The organism is Bacillus tianshenii (assembly GCA_020524525.2).
Classification (GTDB): domain Bacteria; phylum Bacillota; class Bacilli; order Bacillales; family Bacillaceae_N; genus Bacillus_AV.
The window spans coordinates 2,918,260-2,937,503 of record CP129018.1 but is presented as its reverse complement, the minus strand read 5'-3'; the positions used below and the strand labels follow the sequence as shown (position 1 = coordinate 2,937,503).

The following is a 19,244-nucleotide window of genomic DNA, read 5'->3' as shown; positions in this document are numbered from 1 at the left end:
AGAAAGCGGAAGGATGACGGCGATGTCTGTGAAAGATATTATCGTAAAAGGGGCACGCGCCCACAATTTAAAAAATGTTGATATAGAAATTCCGCGCGATAAGCTTGTTGTCTTAACAGGATTATCAGGGTCGGGGAAATCGTCATTAGCATTTGACACGATTTATGCAGAAGGGCAGCGGCGTTACGTTGAATCCCTCTCAGCATATGCGCGTCAATTTCTCGGTCAGATGGATAAGCCTGATGTTGATTCAATTGAAGGACTTTCACCAGCGATTTCAATTGACCAAAAAACAACAAGCCGAAACCCGCGTTCAACAGTTGGAACGGTTACGGAAATCTATGATTATTTGCGTTTATTATATGCACGAGTAGGTAAGCCGATTTGTCCGAAGCATGGAATTGAAATTACATCGCAAACAATTCAGCAGATGGTGGACCGAATTCTCGAATATCCAGAACGGACAAAGCTTCAAGTATTAGCACCCGTTGTATCAGGTCGAAAAGGTACGCACGTGAAGACGCTTGAAGAGATTAAGAAACAGGGTTATGTGCGTCTTCGTGTGAATGGGGAAATGCGTGAAGTCACAGAAGAGATTGAGCTTGAGAAGAATAAGAAGCATTCAATTGAAGTTGTGATTGACCGTATTGTCGTCAAAGAAGGTGTGGAATCTCGTCTTGCAGATTCCTTACAAACCGCCTTACGCCTAGCAGATGGAAAAGTAAAAATCGACCTGATTGATGGAGATGAGCTTCTTTTCAGTGAGCATCATGCTTGTCCATATTGTGGCTTTTCAATTGGTGAGCTAGAGCCGCGCATGTTTTCATTTAACAGTCCATATGGAGCATGTCCGAAATGTGATGGGCTTGGTACAAAGCTTGAGGTCGACCTTGATCTTGTGATTCCTGATTGGGAACGCTCGTTGCGTGACCATGCGCTAGCACCATGGGAACCAACTAGTTCGCAATATTACCCTCAGCTATTAGAAAGTGTCTGCAATCACTACGGCATTGATATGGATATTCCTGTGAAGGATATTCCGCAAAGTCAGTTAGATAAAGTTCTTTACGGAAGCGGCAAGGAAAAAGTTTATTTCCGTTATGAAAATGATTTCGGTCAAGTACGCGAAAACCATATTTATTTCGAAGGTGTTGTCAACAATGTGCAGCGCCGTTACAAAGAAACAAGCTCAGATTATATCCGTGAGCAAATGGAAAAATATATGGCTCAGAAAGCATGTCCATCTTGTAAAGGGCACCGCTTGAAAAAAGAAAGCCTTTCTGTATTGATAGACGGCAAGCACATTGGTGAAGTAACGGATCGCTCGGTCCAAGATTCATATAACTTCTTCGATGGGCTGCAATTAAGTGAAAAAGATATGAAAATTGCACGCATGATTTTGCGTGAAATTAAAGAACGGCTCGGTTTTCTCGTCAATGTTGGGCTTGATTATTTAACATTAAGTCGTTCAGCAGGCACGTTGTCAGGTGGTGAAGCACAGCGGATTCGTCTGGCGACACAGATTGGTTCAAGGCTGACGGGTGTCCTCTATATTTTAGATGAACCGTCAATCGGCCTTCACCAACGAGATAATGATCGACTAATTCGCACACTGCAAAATATGCGTGATATCGGGAATACACTAATTGTTGTGGAGCATGATGAAGATACGATGCTTGCGGCTGATTACTTAATTGACATTGGTCCAGGAGCTGGTGCGCATGGCGGGAAAATTACTTCACAAGGTACGCCGAAAGAAGTGATGAATGATGATTCGTCTCTTACAGGACAGTATCTATCAGGGAAGAAGTTCATCCCGCTTCCATATGAACGGAGACAGCCTAGTGACCGGAAAATCGAGATTGTAGGTGCGAAAGAAAATAACTTGCAAAACGTCGATGTCAGCATCCCGCTTGGCCTCTTTACATGTGTCACAGGTGTGTCTGGTTCTGGAAAAAGCACACTTATCAATGAAGTGCTCTATAAATCCCTTGCCCAAAAGCTTCATCGTGCAAAGAGTAAACCAGGCGCTCATAAAACAATTAAAGGAATGGAGCAGCTGGATAAAGTAATCGACATCGATCAATCGCCAATCGGGCGTACACCACGTTCCAACCCTGCCACCTACACAGGTGTGTTCGATGATATTCGTGACGTATTCGCGCAAACAAATGAAGCAAAAATGCGCGGCTATAAAAAAGGCCGTTTCAGCTTCAATGTGAAAGGTGGACGGTGTGAAGCATGTCGTGGTGATGGGATTATTAAGATTGAAATGCACTTCCTTCCAGATGTGTACGTGCCTTGTGAAGTGTGTGATGGGAAACGGTATAATCGTGAAACGCTTGAAGTGAAATATAAGAACAAGAATATTGCTGATATTCTTGATATGACAGTCGAGGATGCGCTTGAGTTCTTCAGCAATATCCCGAAAATTAAGCGTAAGCTACAGACGATCTTTGATGTAGGACTCGGTTACATTACACTTGGACAGCCTGCCACAACACTATCAGGTGGTGAGGCTCAGCGTGTGAAGCTTGCTTCCGAACTGCATCGACGCTCAACAGGTCGTTCGCTGTATATTCTGGATGAGCCGACAACAGGGTTGCATGTGGACGATATTGCCCGTTTGCTGAAAGTACTGCAGCGTCTTGTTGAAAATGGAGATACCGTGCTTGTTATTGAACATAACCTTGATGTTATTAAAGCATCCGATTATATCATTGATTTAGGTCCAGAAGGCGGTGAAAAAGGCGGTCAAATCGTCGCCACCGGAACTCCAGAAGAAATATGCAAAGAAGAACGTTCATATACAGGTCAGTATATGAAGCCAATTATCGAACGAGACCGCAAACGAATGGAAGCTCGAATTGAAAAGGCGGAAGTGAACTAAGTAAGTTAGAACTATTTTAGCTCCCCCTTTTTCTAAAGAAAAATACCCGATGATCTGTGTGAGTCAGCAGGTTATCGGGTATTTCCTTTATATGCCGAATTGACTCTGCATATTTTCAACTATGAAGCAAACGTTGAAACATTTGGCCCACACATACGTATATATTTTTACAAGGGAGGAGAAGGATATTATGGAGACAAACCGAATTCTTTCATCACTTTGTTATTTTAGTATTTTCTTTGCAGGGTTTATTTTTCCAATAATCGTATATATTGTTTCAAGTGATATGAGTACAAAGCAGCACGCCAAATCGGCGTTGTTATCACATTTAATTCCGTTTATTACAATTGTCGCAGCGGTTCTTGTGTTCGTGGCAAATGGGTTGGCAAATATGGAGCCGAGCTTTTGGCTGCTTGTGTTTACTGCTTTAATTGTTGGTGGTGTGAATCTTGTCGTGTTGATCTGGAATATTATTAAAGGTGTAAAGGTATTAAATGATTAATCCAAATGATGAGGGAGGAAGCAGGATGGCGGACGAACGTAAGCGTATTTTGAAGATGGTGGAAGATGGAATGCTTTCAGCGGAAGAAGCACTTAAATTACTTGAATCATTAGAGCGGGACCGAAATGTTGAGCCGAATTCAACTGATACTTCGCTTTCAGTAGATGTTGACTGGGAAAATGCCGAGCAGTCTACACATAAGAAAGAAGCAAAAAGACCGAGATTTTCTGATTTCGTCGAAACGGCGATTAAGAAAATTAAAGATGTGGATTTTGATTTTAATTTTGGTACGTCGTATGCAGTCAATCACATTTTTCAGCAAAAAGATGTCGATTTGAAAAGCATTTATGTAGACATTGCGAATGGAAGCGTCAAATGTATGCCGTGGGATGAGCAGGATGTGAGGATTGAATGTGATGTGCAAGTATTTAAGGCACGAGATGAAGAGCATGCACGAGAAGAGTTTTTGAAAGATGCTCGCTTTACAGTGGAAGGTGAGCGGATGTACTTCTCCATGCAACGCAAAACGATTAAAGTCCAAACTGTTCTCTATATCCCTCGTTCACATTATGAGAAAATTAATATCCGTACATTTAATGGCCAAGTGTCAGGAGAGAAGCTTGAAGTGAAATCATTGCAAGCAAAAACAGCAAATGGTGCCATTCGATTTGCGCGTATTCAAGGAACAGATATTGAGCTTGAAGCAGCGAACGGAAAAGTGATGCTTGAACACAGTCAGGCGAAAGACCTTGATATTGAAACATTAAATGGTCGCATCGTTACGCACGGGTCTTATGAAAAAGTAGACTTAAAAAGCTTTAGCGGGAATATTGAATGTACACTTACAGATTCAAACAGTCGCAGTATCTTTCTGAATACAAAAACAGGCAGTATCGATGTATTTGTACCAAAGAATATTGAAGTTCACGGTACATTGAAATCAAATCTAGGCCGGTTTGGTTGTTACTTAGAAAATATCAGTACGATGAATGAAACAAAAGATGTTGTCCAAAAGGAAATGAAATTCACAACGAATGATGGAAGTGAGCATTCATTACAGCTAGAGGCAGAGGCGAAAGCAGGCTCTGTGTTTGTGAAGCATCGATAAGTTTTTGGAGGTGTGTGTAATGAAGAAATTATATCGTTCACGTAGAAATCGAAAAGTTAGCGGTGTGTTAGGCGGTATTGCGGAGTATATTAATGTTGACCCGACGATTATCCGCATCATTTTCGTCGTCTTAATGATTGCCACAACAGTCTTTCCGTTAGCGCTTGCCTATGTAATTGCATCATTTGTCCTTCCTCGTGATACAGGGGTTATTGAGTCATGAGATGGCTCGTTCATTTGCTCGTCAACAGCATCGTTTTGATAGTTGTGGCGGGCTATATGGATTCCTTTTATCTAGAAGGAATTGGAGCAGCAATCATAGCAAGTGTATTGCTGTCTATCTTAAATGTGATCGTCAAGCCATTCCTTATACTGCTCACTTTACCTGTCACGGTACTGACGTTAGGGCTGTTTCTCTTTATTATCAATGCGATTACGCTTATGATTACGCAAGGGTTGATGGGTGATTCGTTTGTCATTGATGGATTTGGCACAGCAATCATTGCTTCTATTATTATTTCGTTATTAAATTTACTGCTTCAGAAATTCGTGATTGAGCGATTTACAGAAAAGCGCAGCTAATGCTCCTGTTGTAGGGGCATTTTTTATTTGTTTATCGGTGTATAGACGGGGGTTCTGCTTTTTTTGTACTTGAAAAAAGTGCTACAATAAGAATCAACTGATTAACGAATTCATTAGTTGATTTTGCAGATAAAATGCACAGGTTCAAATTAATATACTACAAAGGGGAATCAGCAATGGCGAAGGTACAGACAAAAGATGTCATTGAAAAGTTTAAATTAGAATTAATCAGCGGTGAAGCGGGAATTAATCGTCCGATTACGACAAGTGATATCTCACGGCCTGGGCTTGAGATGGCTGGTTATTTTACCTACTATCCTGCAGAACGGCTGCAGCTGCTTGGTAAAACAGAGCTTTCGTTTTTTAGCCGTTTGAATTCAAGTGAACGGAAAGACCGGATGGACAGGTTATGTACCGACATTACGCCAGGTGTGTTTATTTCAAGAGAACTAGATATCCCGGCTGAGTTAATTGAGGCTTCTAAAGAAAATGACGTACCTATTATGCGTTCACCATATAAGACAACACGCTTGTCTAGTATGCTGACGAACTATTTAGAAAGTAAGTTGGCACCAAGTACTGCGATTCATGGGGTTCTTGTCGATATCTATGGTGTCGGTGTCTTAATTACTGGAAAAAGTGGTGTTGGTAAGAGTGAGACCGCGCTTGAGCTTGTGAAGCGTGGACATCGTCTTGTAGCGGATGATTGTGTTGAAATCCGCCAAGAGGACCAACATACACTAACAGGGAATGCACCTGAGCTTATTCAGCATTTACTAGAAATCCGTGGAGTCGGCATCATTAATGTCATGACATTGTTCGGGGCGGGAGCGATTCGTAATTATAAGAAGATCTCTCTTGTTATTAATTTGGAACTATGGGATCACACGAAGCAATATGACCGACTTGGACTAGAGGAAGAAATGATGACAATTATTGATACGAACGTTCCGAAGCTGACGATCCCTGTTCGCCCTGGTCGTAACTTAGCGGTTATTATTGAAGTAGCGGCGATGAATTTCCGTCTTAAACGAATGGGAGTTAACGCGGCTGAACAATTTTCAAACCGTCTGACAGATGTTATTGAAGATACAGATTATGATGACTTCTAGTTGAAAAAGGGCGGAGCTCCACTCCGTTGCGCTCACACCGCTTTTATTGAAGTTTCAAGGTGAGTATTCGAAGAGGTTGAAAAAGGGCGGAGCTCCACTCCGTTGCGCTCGCACCGCTTTTATTGAAGTTTCAGGGAGAATATTCGAAGAGGTTGAAAAAGGGCGGAGCTCCACTCCGTTGCGCTCGCACCGCTTTTATTGAAGTTTCAAGGTGAGTATTCGAAGAGGTCGAAAAAGGGCGGAGCTTCACTTCGTTGCGCTCGCACCGCTTTTATTGAAGTTTCAAGGTGAGTATTCAAAGAGGTTGAAAAAGGGCGGAGCTCCACTCCGTTGCGCTCACACCGCTTTTATTGAAGTTTCAAGGTGAGTATTCGAAGAGGTTGAAAAAGGGCGGAGCTCCACTCCGTTGTGCTTTGCACGCTTCTAGATGAAAGGTTTTGTTGATGAGAAGGAGTTGAAGAGATGGAAGAGATCCAGCAGTTGGACCGAGTGTTCCTGCAACTAGGACCACTTACAATCTACTGGTATGGCGTAATTATTGCTACCGGCGCTTTGCTTGGACTTTATTTAGCTACAAGAGAGAGCGTACGGCACGGCTATCCGAAAGAGACATTTACAGATATCGTATTATTTGCGATACCGATTGCGATTTTATCTGCAAGAGCTTACTACGTGCTGTTTACGTGGGATTATTATTCACAGCACCCTGGCGATATTTTTGCCATTTGGGAAGGCGGGCTTGCGATTCATGGCGGTTTAATCGGTGCTTTGATTACCGGCTATGTTTTTACGAAGAAAAAAGGGTTCTCGTTCTGGCATTTAGCTGATATTGCCGCACCAAGCATTATTCTCGGTCAAGCAATCGGGCGGTGGGGAAACTTTATGAATCAGGAAGCCTTTGGCGGAGAGGTTTCACGTCAGTTTCTTGAAAGTTTGTATTTGCCTGATTTCATCATTGACCAAATGTACATTAATGGTGCTTATCACCATCCGACATTTTTGTATGAATCGATTTGGAATTTTGCAGGGGTCGTGATTTTAATTGCCTTACGTAAAGTTAATTTAAAACGCGGAGAAATTTTCTTAAGCTATGTGATGTGGTATTCGTTAGGGAGATTCTTTGTTGAAGGAATGCGGACTGATAGTTTAATGCTGACAAACTCTTTGCGAATGGCCCAAGTTATTTCCATTGCTTTAATTGTGGCGGCTATTGCTTTGTGGGTATTTCGACGGGTTAAAGGTTATGCGAAAATCAATTATTTAGACACAGTAAAGAAGTAATGATTTCGATTTGGTGAAGGGGAGGAACAAAAGTGCAGATGGTTGTGCGCGGTTTGAAAGCGGGGTTGAAAACAACGTGGACACTCGGAAAGGTGATCTTTCCGATTACGTTGATTGTGACATTTTTGCAGTATACGCCTGTATTGCCTTGGGTAATTGAACAGCTTGAGCCTTTGATGAAATGGATCGGCTTATCTGGGGATGCATCCATTCCTTTAGTGCTAGGTAATTTTCTAAATCTATATGCTGCTATTGGAGCGATCTTGACGCTTGATTTAACGGTGAAGGAAGTCTTCATTCTTGCGGTTATGCTGTCTTTTTCACATAACTTATTGATTGAATCGACCGTTGCAGCAAAGGTTGGTATTAAGCTGTGGGTTGTGGCGCTTGTCCGGATTGGTCTTGCTCTTGTCTCCGCGGTTGTTATTAACCTTGTATGGAATGGAGGCAGTGAGCTTGCGAAATACGGAATGGTCCCTTCCTCAGACAAGGAAATAACAGGCTGGGGCAATATTGCTCTAGAAGCAGTTGAGAAGGCTGGTTTTGGGATTCTGCAGTTAGCGGCAATTGTTATACCGCTAATGGTTTTTATTCAAATTATGAAAGACCTATCTTGGCTTGATACTTTTTCACGCTGGGTATCTCCTTTCACAAAAATGCTCGGCATGAAAGAGAATACATCCACAACGTTAGCTGCTGGACTTGTGTTTGGTCTAGCATACGGTGCAGGTGTTATGATTCAAGCTGTGAAAGAAGATGGTGTGGAGAAGAAAGATTTATATTTAGCGTTTATTTTTCTTGTCGCGTGCCACGCTGTAGTAGAAGATACACTTATTTTTATTCCATTAGGTATTCCGGTTTGGCCTTTACTTGTTGTTAGGCTTGTAACAGCTGTCTTATTAACGGCTGTTATCGGATTTGTATGGAATAGATTGCAACAAACGCATAGAAAGGAAGCCACTTATGAAGGTTGATACACTGCTTTTTGACTTAGATGGAACATTAATTGATACAAATGATTTAATTATAAACTCATTCTTGCACACATTAGAACAATACTTTCCAGGTGAATATACGCGGGAGGATGTTCTGCAATTTATCGGACCACCTCTTTATGACAGTTTCCATGCTTTGAACCCTGAACGAGTAGATGAAATGGTCAAAGTATACCGTACATTTAATCACGACAAGCATGATGAGCTTGTAACAGAGTTTGACGGAGTATTTGATACAATTCAAGCTCTGCATAAGAAAGGGTATAAGCTTGGAATCGTGACTACAAAGCTACGTCAAACGGTTGAAATGGGTTTAAAGCTGACAGGACTTGGAGAGTTCTTTGAAGTCGTCGTTACGCTAGATGATGTTACAAATGCAAAGCCAAACCCTGAGCCAGTTAACCTTGCTCTATTTCAGCTTGGTTCAAAGGCAGAGACAGCGATCATGATTGGTGATAATCACCATGACATTGAAGCGGGTAAGAATGCAGGAACATTAACAGCTGGTGTTGCATGGACTGTAAAGGGACGTGAGCATTTAGAGGAGTTAAAGCCAGACTATATGTTTGAGCATATGTCTGATATTTTGAGAATTCTTGGAGTAGATGCTTAGTGAGAAGGACGACCCGTTATCCAGTAACTGGTTCTAATTCTCTTTGGCAAGTATACCGTACTGTTCCTTTTATGAAGGTGCTAAAGAACGTCATCATTATTTTAATAGGACGTTATACGCCATCTTTCAGGCTGAAGAATTGGCTTTATCGGACATTTTTGCGGATGGAAATCGGTGAGAAGACGGCATTTGCTTTCATGGTTGTCCCAGATATTATGTTTCCTGAATTGATTACAGTTGGGCGTAATTCGGTGGTAGGCTATAATACAACGATTTTAGCACATGAATATTTAATTGAAGAATACCGTCTTGGCAAGGTTGAAATAGGTGATGAGGTTATGATCGGCGCAAATTCCACCATTCTTCCAGGGGTGAAAATTGGTGACGGAGCGGTCGTTTCAGCTGCAACACTTGTACATAGAGATGTACCAGCAGGAGCGCTTGCTGGCGGCAATCCGATGCGAATTATTTATACAAAAGAAGAACGAGAAGCGAGAGAAAGCAAATAGGAAAACTGCTGACATGAATCGTCGGCAGTTTTTTCTATTTTCTCGTTGCGTTTTGGGGAAATATAGATATAGTTATAAAGAAGAACTTTTTGGTTAGGAGTAACAAAATGGAAATTAGCAAAATTGTAAATGATTATTTAGGTGAAATTATAAATTTTCGACGTGATTTACACGCGCACCCTGAGCTGAGTATGAAAGAATATCGTACATCAAAAAAGGTTGCAGAGGAACTGAAGAAGCTGGGCCTTGAAGTGCAGGAAAATGTCGGAGGAACAGGGGTTGTCGGCATATTAGAAGGCGGCAAGCCGGGTGAAACACTTGGGCTTCGTGCTGATATGGATGCATTGCCGATTGTTGAACAAACAGGGCTTTCATTTGAATCCCAGCATGAAGGGGTTATGCACGCATGCGGGCATGATGTGCATACGTCGATTCTGCTTGGAACTGCAGTCATATTATCAAAGTTTCGTGCAGATATAGAAGGAACGATTAAGTTTATCTTCCAGCCAGGAGAAGAGCGCATGAAAGGTGCACGAAGCATGATTGAAGCTGGTGTGCTTAAAAATCCTGATGTAGATGCGATCGTCTGTCTTCATTGTTGGCCTGAATTAGAAGCAGGCAAGGTTGGGCTTCGTAAAGGGGCTATTATGGCGGCGAGTGATTATTTTGATATCACCATTCAAGGGCAGGGAGGTCATGCGGCATATCCACATAAGTGTGTTGACCCGATGATTATCGCAGCCCGGATCATTGATTCACTGCAAACCATTGTCTCAAGAGAATTACCACCTTATGAATCAGCTGTTGTCACCATTGGCAAAATTGCTGGTGGGTCGTCTTATAATATTATCGCCCCAGAGGTTACAATGGGAGGAACGGTACGAACGACCTCCAAAGAAATTCAACAACAAATGCCTGAGGTGATTGAACGCATTATTACCAATATCGCAAATGCCCATAGAGGAACAGCAGAGCTGACCTATCATAAAGGAACACCGCCGCTTATTAACAATATTGAATTAGTGAATACATTTGAAAGAAGTGCTACTGTTGCATTAGGTGGTAAGAATGTTACGTACTTGCCGAATCCAGCCATGGGTGGGGAGGACTTTTCTTTCTACCTTCAACATGTGCCTGGTATGCTGTTTCGTCTTGGGACGAACAACGAAGATGAGCGTTCTCAATATCCGTTGCATCATCCATCATTAATATTCGATGAAAAAGCAATTAGTGCAGGCATAAAAGTGATGAGTCGATTTGCTCTTGATTATTTAAAACATTAATAATAAGAAAAAGGTTCATCTTAATGGAGAGAGAATACATTAAGGTGAACCTTTTTTATTCAAATTAAGAGTTTTTGCGGTTGACGTTCGTTTATTTTCTGTGTAGACTACATAATAATTCATCTTGTTACCATGTTAGCGAACTAAAGTATTTTCGCTTGAAATAAATATAAATAAAGAAGGTGTTGATAGCGTGTCAAAGCTCTTTATGTTTGAAAAGCCACTTGGAATGCGTGATACATTACCTGAGTTATATGAAACGAAAAAGAAAGTTCGAGAAAAAATGGAGCGTGAAATTGATGCATGGGGGTATGAACGAATTGCAACCCCAACGCTGGAATACTCAGAAACGGTTGGAGAAGCATCTGCTATCCTTGACCAGCAGTTATTTAAGCTGTTAGATCAGCAAGGTCATACACTTGTTCTCCGTCCTGATATGACAGCTCCGATTGCTCGGGTTGCGGCATCTCGGTTGCAAGACCAAGGCTTGCCTCTTCGTCTTGCATATGATGCAAATGTGTTTCGTGCTCAGCAGCGTGAAGGTGGACGCCCAGCAGAGTTTGAACAAGTGGGTGTAGAACTAATCGGCGATGGTACAAGCAGTGCAGATGCGGAAGTCATTGCACTTATGGTACATACATTGAAGAACACAGGCCTTGAAAACTTTACCGTAGCACTTGGCCATATTGGGTTTGTAAATGCCTTGTCATTAGACGTCTTAGGCAATGATGAGCGAGCAGATGTATTGCGTCGTTATTTATATGAGAAAAATTATGTCGGCTATCGTGAACATGTAAAAGACTTGCCGCTTTCATCAATTGATAAACAAGTGCTTCTACAGCTATTAAACCTTCGCGGAGGGAAAGACAAAATCGAAGCTGGACGGAAGCTGACAAACAATAAAGCTGCATTGCAGGCATTAGATGAGCTTGAAGAGCTGTGGGAAACACTTGAGGCTTATGGCGTAACGGAATATGTGAAGGTTGATTTGAACCTTGTAAGTCATATGAGCTATTACACTGGTATTTTGTTTGAAGGCTATGCTGAGAAGCTTGGGTTCTTGCTTTGTAACGGTGGCCGTTATGACCAGCTTCTTAAGAAATTTAACTGTCATACACCTGCAACTGGGTTTGGCATTCGGTTAGACCGGCTTGTAGAAGCATTAGATACACCAGAAGAGCAAATTGAACGAACATTAATCTTATTTAGTAGAGAGCGCAAAGATGAAGCGATTCGTTTAGCAGCTCATTACCGGGCTGAAGGTAAGCGAGTTGTCATTCAAAATATCGCGGGTGTTGAGCAAGTCGATGAATTAACGAAACGATATGATGAGCTTGTCTATTGTCTTGGGGCGGCTGGAAAGGAGAATGAAGCATGAGTGATTTTTTAACAATGGCGATGCCTAAGGGGCGTATTTTTGAAGAGGCAGCTGAATTGTTACGAAAAGCAGGCTATCGTCTTCCGCCTGAATTCGATGATTCTCGTAAATTAATTATTGATGTGCCAGAAGAGTCGCTGCGCTTTATTCTTGCTAAACCAATGGACGTACCAACATATGTCGAGCATGGTGTAGCAGACTTAGGTATTGCGGGAAAGGATACAATGCTTGAGGAAGAGCGAGATGTCTATGAAGTACTGGATCTGAAGATTAGTGCGTGTCACCTTGCCGTAGCAGGTCTGCCAGATGCGAACGGGAACGATGTTGCACCAAAGGTTGCCACGAAATATCCAGCAGTTGCTTCGAAATACTTCCGTGAGCAAGGCGAGCAAGTAGAGATTATTAAGTTAAATGGGTCAATTGAGCTTGCACCACTCATTGGGCTTGCTGACCGTATTGTTGATATTGTTTCAACAGGCAGAACGTTACGTGAAAATGGCCTCGTTGAATTAGAGCATATTCAAGATATTACGTCCCGAATTATTGTGAATCCTGTTAGCTATCGTCTAAAGGATAAGCGTATTGATGAAATGGTAGAACGGCTGTCAGGAGTTGTTGAAGAAGGGGTGGAAGTATGAAGATTGTACGCGTCACAGAAGACATTTCCCTAAAGCGTGATATTGACAGCGGGACAGAAGAGCAGCGCCAAGCTGTGTTAACTATATTACAAGATGTGAAGGAAAATGGGGACCAAGCTTTAGCAAAATATACTGAAAAGTTTGACGGTGTAAAGCTTGATTCATTGCTTGTTACAGATGAAGAGATAGAAGCAGCATATAAGCAAATAGATGATACATTGATTGGTTACTTACGTGAAGCTGCAGAAAATATCCATGACTATCATAAGCGTCAAGTGAAGCAATCATGGATGACCACATCAGAAGACGGAACAATTCTTGGGCAGAAGCTTACCCCATTAGATGCTGCAGGCGTCTATGTACCAGGTGGAACAGCTGCATATCCGTCGTCTGTGTTAATGAACGTCATTCCAGCCCAAGCAGCAGGTGTGAAGCGAATTGCAATGGTGTCGCCGCCGCAAAAGGATGGCAGTCTTCCAGCAGGCGTTCTTGTTGCTGCAAATGAACTGGGAATTCGTGAAATCTACAAAGTTGGCGGAGCCCAAGCCATTGGCGCACTTGCATACGGAACAGAATCAATTGCACCCGTTGATAAAATTACAGGCCCAGGCAATATATTTGTCGCACTAGCTAAGCGTGAAGTATTCGGTATGGTTGATATTGATATGATTGCAGGACCGAGTGAAATTGTTGTTCTTGCAGATGAAACGGCAAAAGCTTCGTATATTGCCGCAGACCTTCTTTCACAGGCAGAGCACGACCCACGCTCTTCAAGTGTGCTCGTGACGTCTTCTATGAAGCTTGCTGAACAGACAGCGAAAGAGGTTGAAGAGCAAGTTGCAAAGCTTCCGCGTGTTGAAATTGCAGAAGCTTCTGTGCGAGATTATGGCGCAATCTATGTCACGGAAACATTAGATGATGCGATTGAAACCGTTAATGAGCTTGCACCTGAACATTTGGAAGTGATGACTGTGAATCCGATGGGGGTTTTAGGGAAAATCCGTCATGCAGGCGCCATTTTCTTAGGTGAACACAGCTCAGAGCCTGTTGGGGATTATTTTGCAGGACCAAATCACATTTTACCGACAAATGGCACAGCGCGTTTTTCAAGTCCGCTGAATGTCGATGATTTTATGAAGAAATCAAGTATTATTTCATATAGCGCTGAAAGCCTTCGAAGCAATGGACCGAAGATTGCAGCTCTTGCACGACTAGAAGGTCTTGAAGCACATGCAAGAAGTGTGGAGAAACGATTGGGGGAGAAGAAATGACACAAGAACGTCAGGCAACAATTGAACGCAAAACGAATGAAACAAACATTTCGCTTACATTTGGAATTGATGGGAGCGGGATTTCAAAGCTTGAAACAGGTGTGCCGTTTTTAACACATATGCTCGATTTATTTACAAAGCATGGCCACTTTAATTTGGAGCTGCAGGCAGATGGGGATACCGAAATTGATGACCATCATACAACAGAAGATATCGGGATTTGCTTAGGCCAAGCATTGCAAACAGCACTGCAAGATAAGAAAGGAATTAAGCGTTACGGGAATGCATTTGTGCCGATGGATGAAGCATTAGCACAGGTTGTTGTTGACTTAAGCAATCGTCCTCATTTGGAGTTTCGTGCAGAGTTTCCAAGCAGCCGTGTAGGTACGTTTGATACTGAGCTTGTCCATGAATTTCTATGGAAGCTTGCCCTTGAAGCTCGTATGAACCTGCATGTCATTGTTCATTACGGTCACAATACACATCATATGATTGAGGCTGTCTTCAAAGCGTTAGGCCGTGCCTTAGATGAAGCAACACAAGTAGATCCGCGCGTGAAGGGTGTGCCTTCTACGAAAGGAATGTTGTAAATGATCGGGATTATTGATTATGGAATGGGGAACTTATACAGCGTTAGTAAGGCATTAGAACGAATGGATTACGATTATATCGTCACAGATGATACAGAGGAACTTAAGAAAACAAAAGGTTTAATCCTCCCTGGTGTCGGTTCTTTTCGTGATGCAATGGCGATTTTAAACGAACAGGGCTTAACAGATTATATAAAAGAAGAAGTGAGCAACGGAAAACCACTGCTCGGTATTTGTTTAGGCATGCAGCTGTTATTCGAAGAGAGTGAAGAAAACGGTTTGACGAAAGGGTTGTCTTTCTTAAAGGGGAGAGCGATTCATTTCAAAGGAACTACAGCTGACGGAACACGTTATAAAGTGCCTCATATGGGCTGGAACAAGCTTGATTTCAAACATGGAAAAAACCATCTCCTGCAAGGTGTGGAAGAAGGCCATGTCTATTTCGTCCATTCCTATTATATCGATACAGATGATACAGATGTCATTCTGGCGAGCAGTGCGTATGATGTAGATGTCCCAGCTGTTGTTGGGCGGGACAATGTATACGGCACACAATTCCATCCAGAGAAAAGCAGTGAAATCGGTATGTCAATTCTACAGAACTTTGCAGCCATTGTGGAAGGGGAGAAGAAGTGATGAGTCAGTTTACAATCTATCCTGCTATCGATATGCGCGGGGGCAAGTGTGTGCGCTTATTACAAGGGGATTATGATAAGGAAACAGTTTACGGAGATTCTCCGTTTGATATGGCGAAGGCTTTTGCTGAACAAGGTACAGAGTGGATTCATATGGTTGACTTAGATGGGGCGAAAGCTGGCAAGCGCGTGAATGATGTACATGTATTGAAAGCAGCCAAAGAGTTAGATGTAAAAGTCCAAATCGGCGGCGGCATTCGTTCAGAAGAAGATGTAGCGGCATATCTGGATAATGGAGTGGACCGGGTTATTCTCGGCAGTGCAGCGATTTCAAATCCTGATTTTGTTCGGAAAATGTTAAAGCAATACGGTGAGAAAATTGCAATCGGCATTGATGCGAAAGATGGTTATGTCGCAACAGAAGGCTGGTTAAATACATCGAAAGTGAAAGCAGTGGAACTTGGCAAAGAGCTTGCGGATGCTGGAGCAGAGGTGTTTATTTTTACAGATATATCGAAGGACGGCATGATGTCAGGGCCGAATACAGATGCGATTGTTGATATGGCAAAGGCGACTGGTAAACAAGTCATTGCTTCAGGTGGTGTCAGCTCGCTGGATGATGTTCGTCAGCTTGGAAAGCATCAAGATTCAGGAGTTAGCGGTGCCATTATCGGAAAAGCCCTCTATGAGAAAAAATTCACTGTACGTGATGCTTTAAATGAGGCGGTGCGAGGATGATTACAAAGCGAATAATCCCGTGCTTAGATGTAAAAGAAGGTCGTGTTGTAAAAGGGATTCAATTTGTTGAATTACGAGACGCTGGAGACCCTGTTGAGCTTGCTGAATTTTATGACCAAGAAGGTGCAGATGAATTAGTTTTTCTTGATATTTCTGCCTCACATGAAGGAAGAGAAACAATGGTGGATGTCGTTGAGCAAGTGGCGGCTAAGCTTGCGATTCCTTTTACTGTTGGGGGCGGCATCAATACACTTGAAGATATGAAGCGCATCTTACGTGCAGGTGCTGATAAGGTTTCTGTTAACACAGCTGCTGTGAAGCGTCCTGAATTAATTACTGAGGGGTCAGATTACTTTGGTTCGCAATGCATTGTGACGGCCATTGATGCGAAATTTGACGAAACGACGGGCTCGTGGCGTGTCTATACACATGGTGGTCGAACGCCGACAGACTGGGATGCTGTTGAATGGGCACAAGAAGCCGTTCGCCGCGGCACAGGAGAAATCTTATTAACCTCTATGGACAAAGACGGTGAAAAGACAGGCTTTGACCTTGATTTAACAAAGACGATCAGCCAGGCAGTAACGGTGCCAGTTATCGCCTCAGGCGGAGCAGGGAATGCTGAGCATTTTGTTGAAAGCTTTGAAAGAGGGGAAGCTGATGCAGCGCTTGCCGCATCGATCTTCCACTATAAAGAGACATCTGTTCAAGCAGTGAAAGATTATTTAAGACAACGAGGGGTGAACGTGCGATGAACATAGATGATATTAAATTTGATAAGCAAGGCTTGGTTCCGGCAATCGTCCAGGACGCCGCAAGTAAGGAAGTGTTGACACTCGCTTACATGAATAAAGAATCCTTGCAGAAGTCACTAGATACACTTGAAACATGGTTTTGGAGCCGTTCAAGACAGGAGCTATGGCATAAAGGAGCAACGTCAGGAAATACACAAACAATCACAGATATCCGCTGGGATTGTGACAAGGATGCATTGCTTGTATTCGTTGATCCAGCAGGTCCTGCTTGTCATAAAGGTACATATAGCTGCTTTAGCGAATCGCTGCTAGAGAAAAAGGTTGCACCGAAAGCAGATCGGTTTGCCATTCTTACGCAGCTTGAGGAAATAATCGCTAAACGGGAGGCTGAACGCCCTGAGGGTGCCTATACGACGTATTTATTCGAAGAAGGCGTTGACAAAATATTGAAGAAGGTTGGCGAAGAGGCATCTGAAGTTATTATTGCTGCAAAAAATCGTGATAAAGAAGAGTTGAAGTGGGAGTCAGCAGACTTATTGTATCATTTACTTGTGCTGCTCCGTGAACAACAGCTACCGCTTGATGAGGTGTTAAACGTCTTAGAAGAACGTCATACGACGAAAAAATAACGAACAAGAGTAAGCCGCTGTTGAAATTACAGCGGTTTTCTGCTTGTGTAAGAATGAAAACCATACTAATATTGAAAAGATGAGAATTTAATGTTTGTTCTCCGAGCATTTTGGTAAGTGTGTTATACTATCGTCGGTAAAAACTAATGATCGTTCGGAGGATCTATGAGGACTGATGTGAAGTTTATGAAAAAACAAGGAAAGGTAATTCCTTTTATACAAGATGGTGAACATTTTTTCAAAAAAGGCCTGAAAGCATATCAGCAACGTGATCTGAAAAAAGCAAGGCATTATTTATTGCGTGCTGCGAGCATGGATGAAGAAGAACCTACATTTTTGTGCCAGCTTGCAATTGTCACGGCTGAACTTGGACATTATCAAGAAGCGAATGAGATGCTTGAGAAGGTTTTACGTGAGTTAGAGCCGGAGATGACGGACTGTTATTACTTCTTGGCAAATAATTATGCATACCTTGGTTTGTTTCATGAGGCACGGATGCATATAGAAGCATATTTGAGAGAGGCACCTGATGGGGAGTATGCAGAGGATGCCCATGAATTACTGCAATTGCTGCAGCTTGAGGATAGCTTAGATGATGAAACAGGCGATTCCCTTCAAGCGGAAGAAGCTTTAATTATCCGTCATGAAGAAGCAAAGAAGCTTCTAGAAGAAGGGAAGTTAGAAGAAGCAGAAGGTGTGCTTAAAGAGGTTATCAAAGATTACCCCGAATTTTGGGCAGCTTATAACAATTTAGCACTTGCTTATTTCTACCGAGGGCTTGCGACAGAAGCCGTTCAGCTGACAGAAGAAGTACTTGAGAAGAATGAAGGAAATCTTCATGCGCTCTGTAATATGGCCGTCTTCTGTCATTATCTTGGAGATAAGACAAAAACAAAAGTGTTCCAAACACAACTAGAACGGGTATACCCTATAGAGATAGAGCAACGAAACAAACTTGGTACAACACTTGGAATGCTCGGAAGTTACGCGCAAGCTTATCGCTGGCTTCGTTCCCTTTATAAAAAAGGATACAAAGGTGACGCGAGCTTCTTCTATTGGCTTGCCGTATCTGCCTATCAGTTAGGTAATGAGCGGTTTGCAGAACAAGCTTGGAGTGAGCTTACAAAGCTTGAGCCTGATAAAGAAGGTTTAAAGCCGTGGAAAGACGTTAACAAAGTTACTGAAAAAGTTGAAACGCAAATGTACGACGATTTTTATAAAGTGTTATATGAGGCAGACTCTGATGCGGCGAAGTATTTCGCCTTGTTTGCGCTGTTTCAAAACGGTAATGATGAAGCAATCACAATGATTAAGGATTTTGCAACTGCTGAGGAAGCTGATCACTTCTTACAAACCTTTGCGATCGCCTTGTTAAAGCAAGGGGACTACGAACATGCTACTGCAACGCCGGAAGAACGAAATATGATTACAGGTATAGATATCGCACAAATGCTGTTTTCACTAATCCATGATGAAGTGCATACAGTACAGGTGCAGGATTTGTATATGATGTGCTTTACAATATTGGCAAATGCGTTTGAATCCAATTACAAATTAACAAATCCGAGTGCATGGGCAGCAGCAATCGAATACCTTTGGCGCAGAGAAAGTAATAATGGAAAAACCCAAACAGAGATCGCGGAATATCACGGAATATCTGTTTCGACATTAAGTAAATATGTGAAGACTGTTAAAACATTAATAAATTGAGCATTTTAATAGCAACAACACATGA

General features: G+C 42.3%; 20 protein-coding genes. All 20 read left to right on the top strand.

Going from position 1 to position 19,244, the window contains the following annotated elements:
• Positions 1-22: 22 nt before the first annotated feature.
• The 20 genes from uvrA to LC040_14795 all read left to right on the top strand — a co-directional run bounded on the left by uvrA (position 23) and on the right by LC040_14795 (position 19,219).
• Positions 23-2,890: an excinuclease ABC subunit UvrA gene (gene uvrA / locus LC040_14890; GenBank protein ID WLR50533.1), complete on the top strand. Its 2,868-nt coding sequence runs from the start codon at positions 23-25 to the stop codon at positions 2,888-2,890.
• Between the two features lie 190 nt (positions 2,891-3,080).
• Positions 3,081-3,392: a DUF4870 domain-containing protein gene (locus LC040_14885; protein WLR50532.1), complete on the top strand. Its 312-nt coding sequence runs from the start codon at positions 3,081-3,083 to the stop codon at positions 3,390-3,392.
• Positions 3,393-3,417: 25 nt separating this feature from the next.
• Positions 3,418-4,500, top strand: a complete 1,083-nt coding sequence (locus LC040_14880) for a DUF4097 domain-containing protein (GenBank protein WLR50531.1) — start codon at positions 3,418-3,420, stop codon at positions 4,498-4,500.
• A 19-nt stretch (positions 4,501-4,519) separates the two neighbouring features.
• Positions 4,520-4,723 (top strand): PspC domain-containing protein, encoded by a 204-nt coding sequence (locus LC040_14875; protein ID WLR50530.1) that lies wholly within the window; start codon positions 4,520-4,522, stop codon positions 4,721-4,723.
• On the top strand, positions 4,720-5,082 hold the full coding sequence (locus LC040_14870) for a phage holin family protein (protein WLR50529.1): 363 nt from the start codon (positions 4,720-4,722) through the stop codon (positions 5,080-5,082). Before LC040_14875 ends, LC040_14870 begins: the two co-directional genes overlap by 4 nt.
• Before the next feature lie 176 nt (positions 5,083-5,258).
• Positions 5,259-6,194 carry an HPr(Ser) kinase/phosphatase gene (gene hprK, locus LC040_14865; protein ID WLR50528.1) on the top strand — a complete coding sequence of 312 codons (936 nt, stop codon included), beginning with the start codon at positions 5,259-5,261 and terminating at the stop codon, positions 6,192-6,194.
• Positions 6,195-6,656: 462 nt separating this feature from the next.
• Positions 6,657-7,475 carry a prolipoprotein diacylglyceryl transferase gene (lgt, locus tag LC040_14860; GenBank protein ID WLR50527.1) on the top strand — a complete coding sequence of 273 codons (819 nt, stop codon included), beginning with the start codon at positions 6,657-6,659 and terminating at the stop codon, positions 7,473-7,475.
• Between the two features lie 38 nt (positions 7,476-7,513).
• Positions 7,514-8,449 (top strand): nucleoside recognition domain-containing protein, encoded by a 936-nt coding sequence (locus tag LC040_14855; protein ID WLR53311.1) that lies wholly within the window; start codon positions 7,514-7,516, stop codon positions 8,447-8,449.
• Positions 8,439-9,083 (top strand): pyrophosphatase PpaX, encoded by a 645-nt coding sequence (ppaX, locus tag LC040_14850; protein ID WLR50526.1) that lies wholly within the window; start codon positions 8,439-8,441, stop codon positions 9,081-9,083. The genes LC040_14855 and ppaX overlap by 11 nt, the downstream gene beginning before the upstream one ends.
• Complete coding sequence (locus tag LC040_14845; protein ID WLR50525.1) at positions 9,083-9,592, top strand: acyltransferase; 510 nt, start codon at positions 9,083-9,085, stop codon at positions 9,590-9,592. The genes ppaX and LC040_14845 overlap by 1 nt, the downstream gene beginning before the upstream one ends.
• Positions 9,593-9,699: 107 nt before the next feature.
• Positions 9,700-10,875 (top strand): amidohydrolase, encoded by a 1,176-nt coding sequence (locus LC040_14840; GenBank protein ID WLR50524.1) that lies wholly within the window; start codon positions 9,700-9,702, stop codon positions 10,873-10,875.
• A gap of 193 nt (positions 10,876-11,068) precedes the next feature.
• The gene (locus LC040_14835; GenBank protein ID WLR50523.1) at positions 11,069-12,253 is read left to right on the top strand and encodes an ATP phosphoribosyltransferase regulatory subunit; all 1,185 of its coding nucleotides are present in this window, start codon (positions 11,069-11,071) and stop codon (positions 12,251-12,253) included.
• Positions 12,250-12,891, top strand: coding sequence for an ATP phosphoribosyltransferase (hisG, locus tag LC040_14830; GenBank protein ID WLR50522.1), 642 nt, complete (start codon positions 12,250-12,252; stop codon positions 12,889-12,891). The genes LC040_14835 and hisG overlap by 4 nt, the downstream gene beginning before the upstream one ends.
• The gene (gene hisD, locus LC040_14825) at positions 12,888-14,162 is read left to right on the top strand and encodes a histidinol dehydrogenase (GenBank protein WLR50521.1); all 1,275 of its coding nucleotides are present in this window, start codon (positions 12,888-12,890) and stop codon (positions 14,160-14,162) included. The genes hisG and hisD overlap by 4 nt, the downstream gene beginning before the upstream one ends.
• Entirely contained in the window at positions 14,159-14,752 is a 594-nt protein-coding gene (hisB, locus tag LC040_14820; GenBank protein WLR50520.1) for an imidazoleglycerol-phosphate dehydratase HisB, read from the top strand. The genes hisD and hisB overlap by 4 nt, the downstream gene beginning before the upstream one ends.
• Positions 14,753-15,388, top strand: a complete 636-nt coding sequence (gene hisH, locus LC040_14815; protein WLR50519.1) for an imidazole glycerol phosphate synthase subunit HisH — start codon at positions 14,753-14,755, stop codon at positions 15,386-15,388.
• A complete protein-coding gene (hisA, locus tag LC040_14810; GenBank protein ID WLR50518.1) occupies positions 15,388-16,125 on the top strand; it encodes a 1-(5-phosphoribosyl)-5-[(5-phosphoribosylamino)methylideneamino]imidazole-4-carboxamide isomerase in 738 nt (245 codons plus the stop codon). The genes hisH and hisA overlap by 1 nt, the downstream gene beginning before the upstream one ends.
• On the top strand, positions 16,122-16,880 hold the full coding sequence (hisF, locus tag LC040_14805; protein WLR50517.1) for an imidazole glycerol phosphate synthase subunit HisF: 759 nt from the start codon (positions 16,122-16,124) through the stop codon (positions 16,878-16,880). Before hisA ends, hisF begins: the two co-directional genes overlap by 4 nt.
• Entirely contained in the window at positions 16,877-17,509 is a 633-nt protein-coding gene (gene hisIE / locus LC040_14800) for a bifunctional phosphoribosyl-AMP cyclohydrolase/phosphoribosyl-ATP diphosphatase HisIE (protein ID WLR50516.1), read from the top strand. Before hisF ends, hisIE begins: the two co-directional genes overlap by 4 nt.
• Before the next feature lie 186 nt (positions 17,510-17,695).
• Positions 17,696-19,219 carry a tetratricopeptide repeat protein gene (locus LC040_14795; GenBank protein WLR53310.1) on the top strand — a complete coding sequence of 508 codons (1,524 nt, stop codon included), beginning with the start codon at positions 17,696-17,698 and terminating at the stop codon, positions 19,217-19,219.
• Positions 19,220-19,244: the final 25 nt, after the last annotated feature.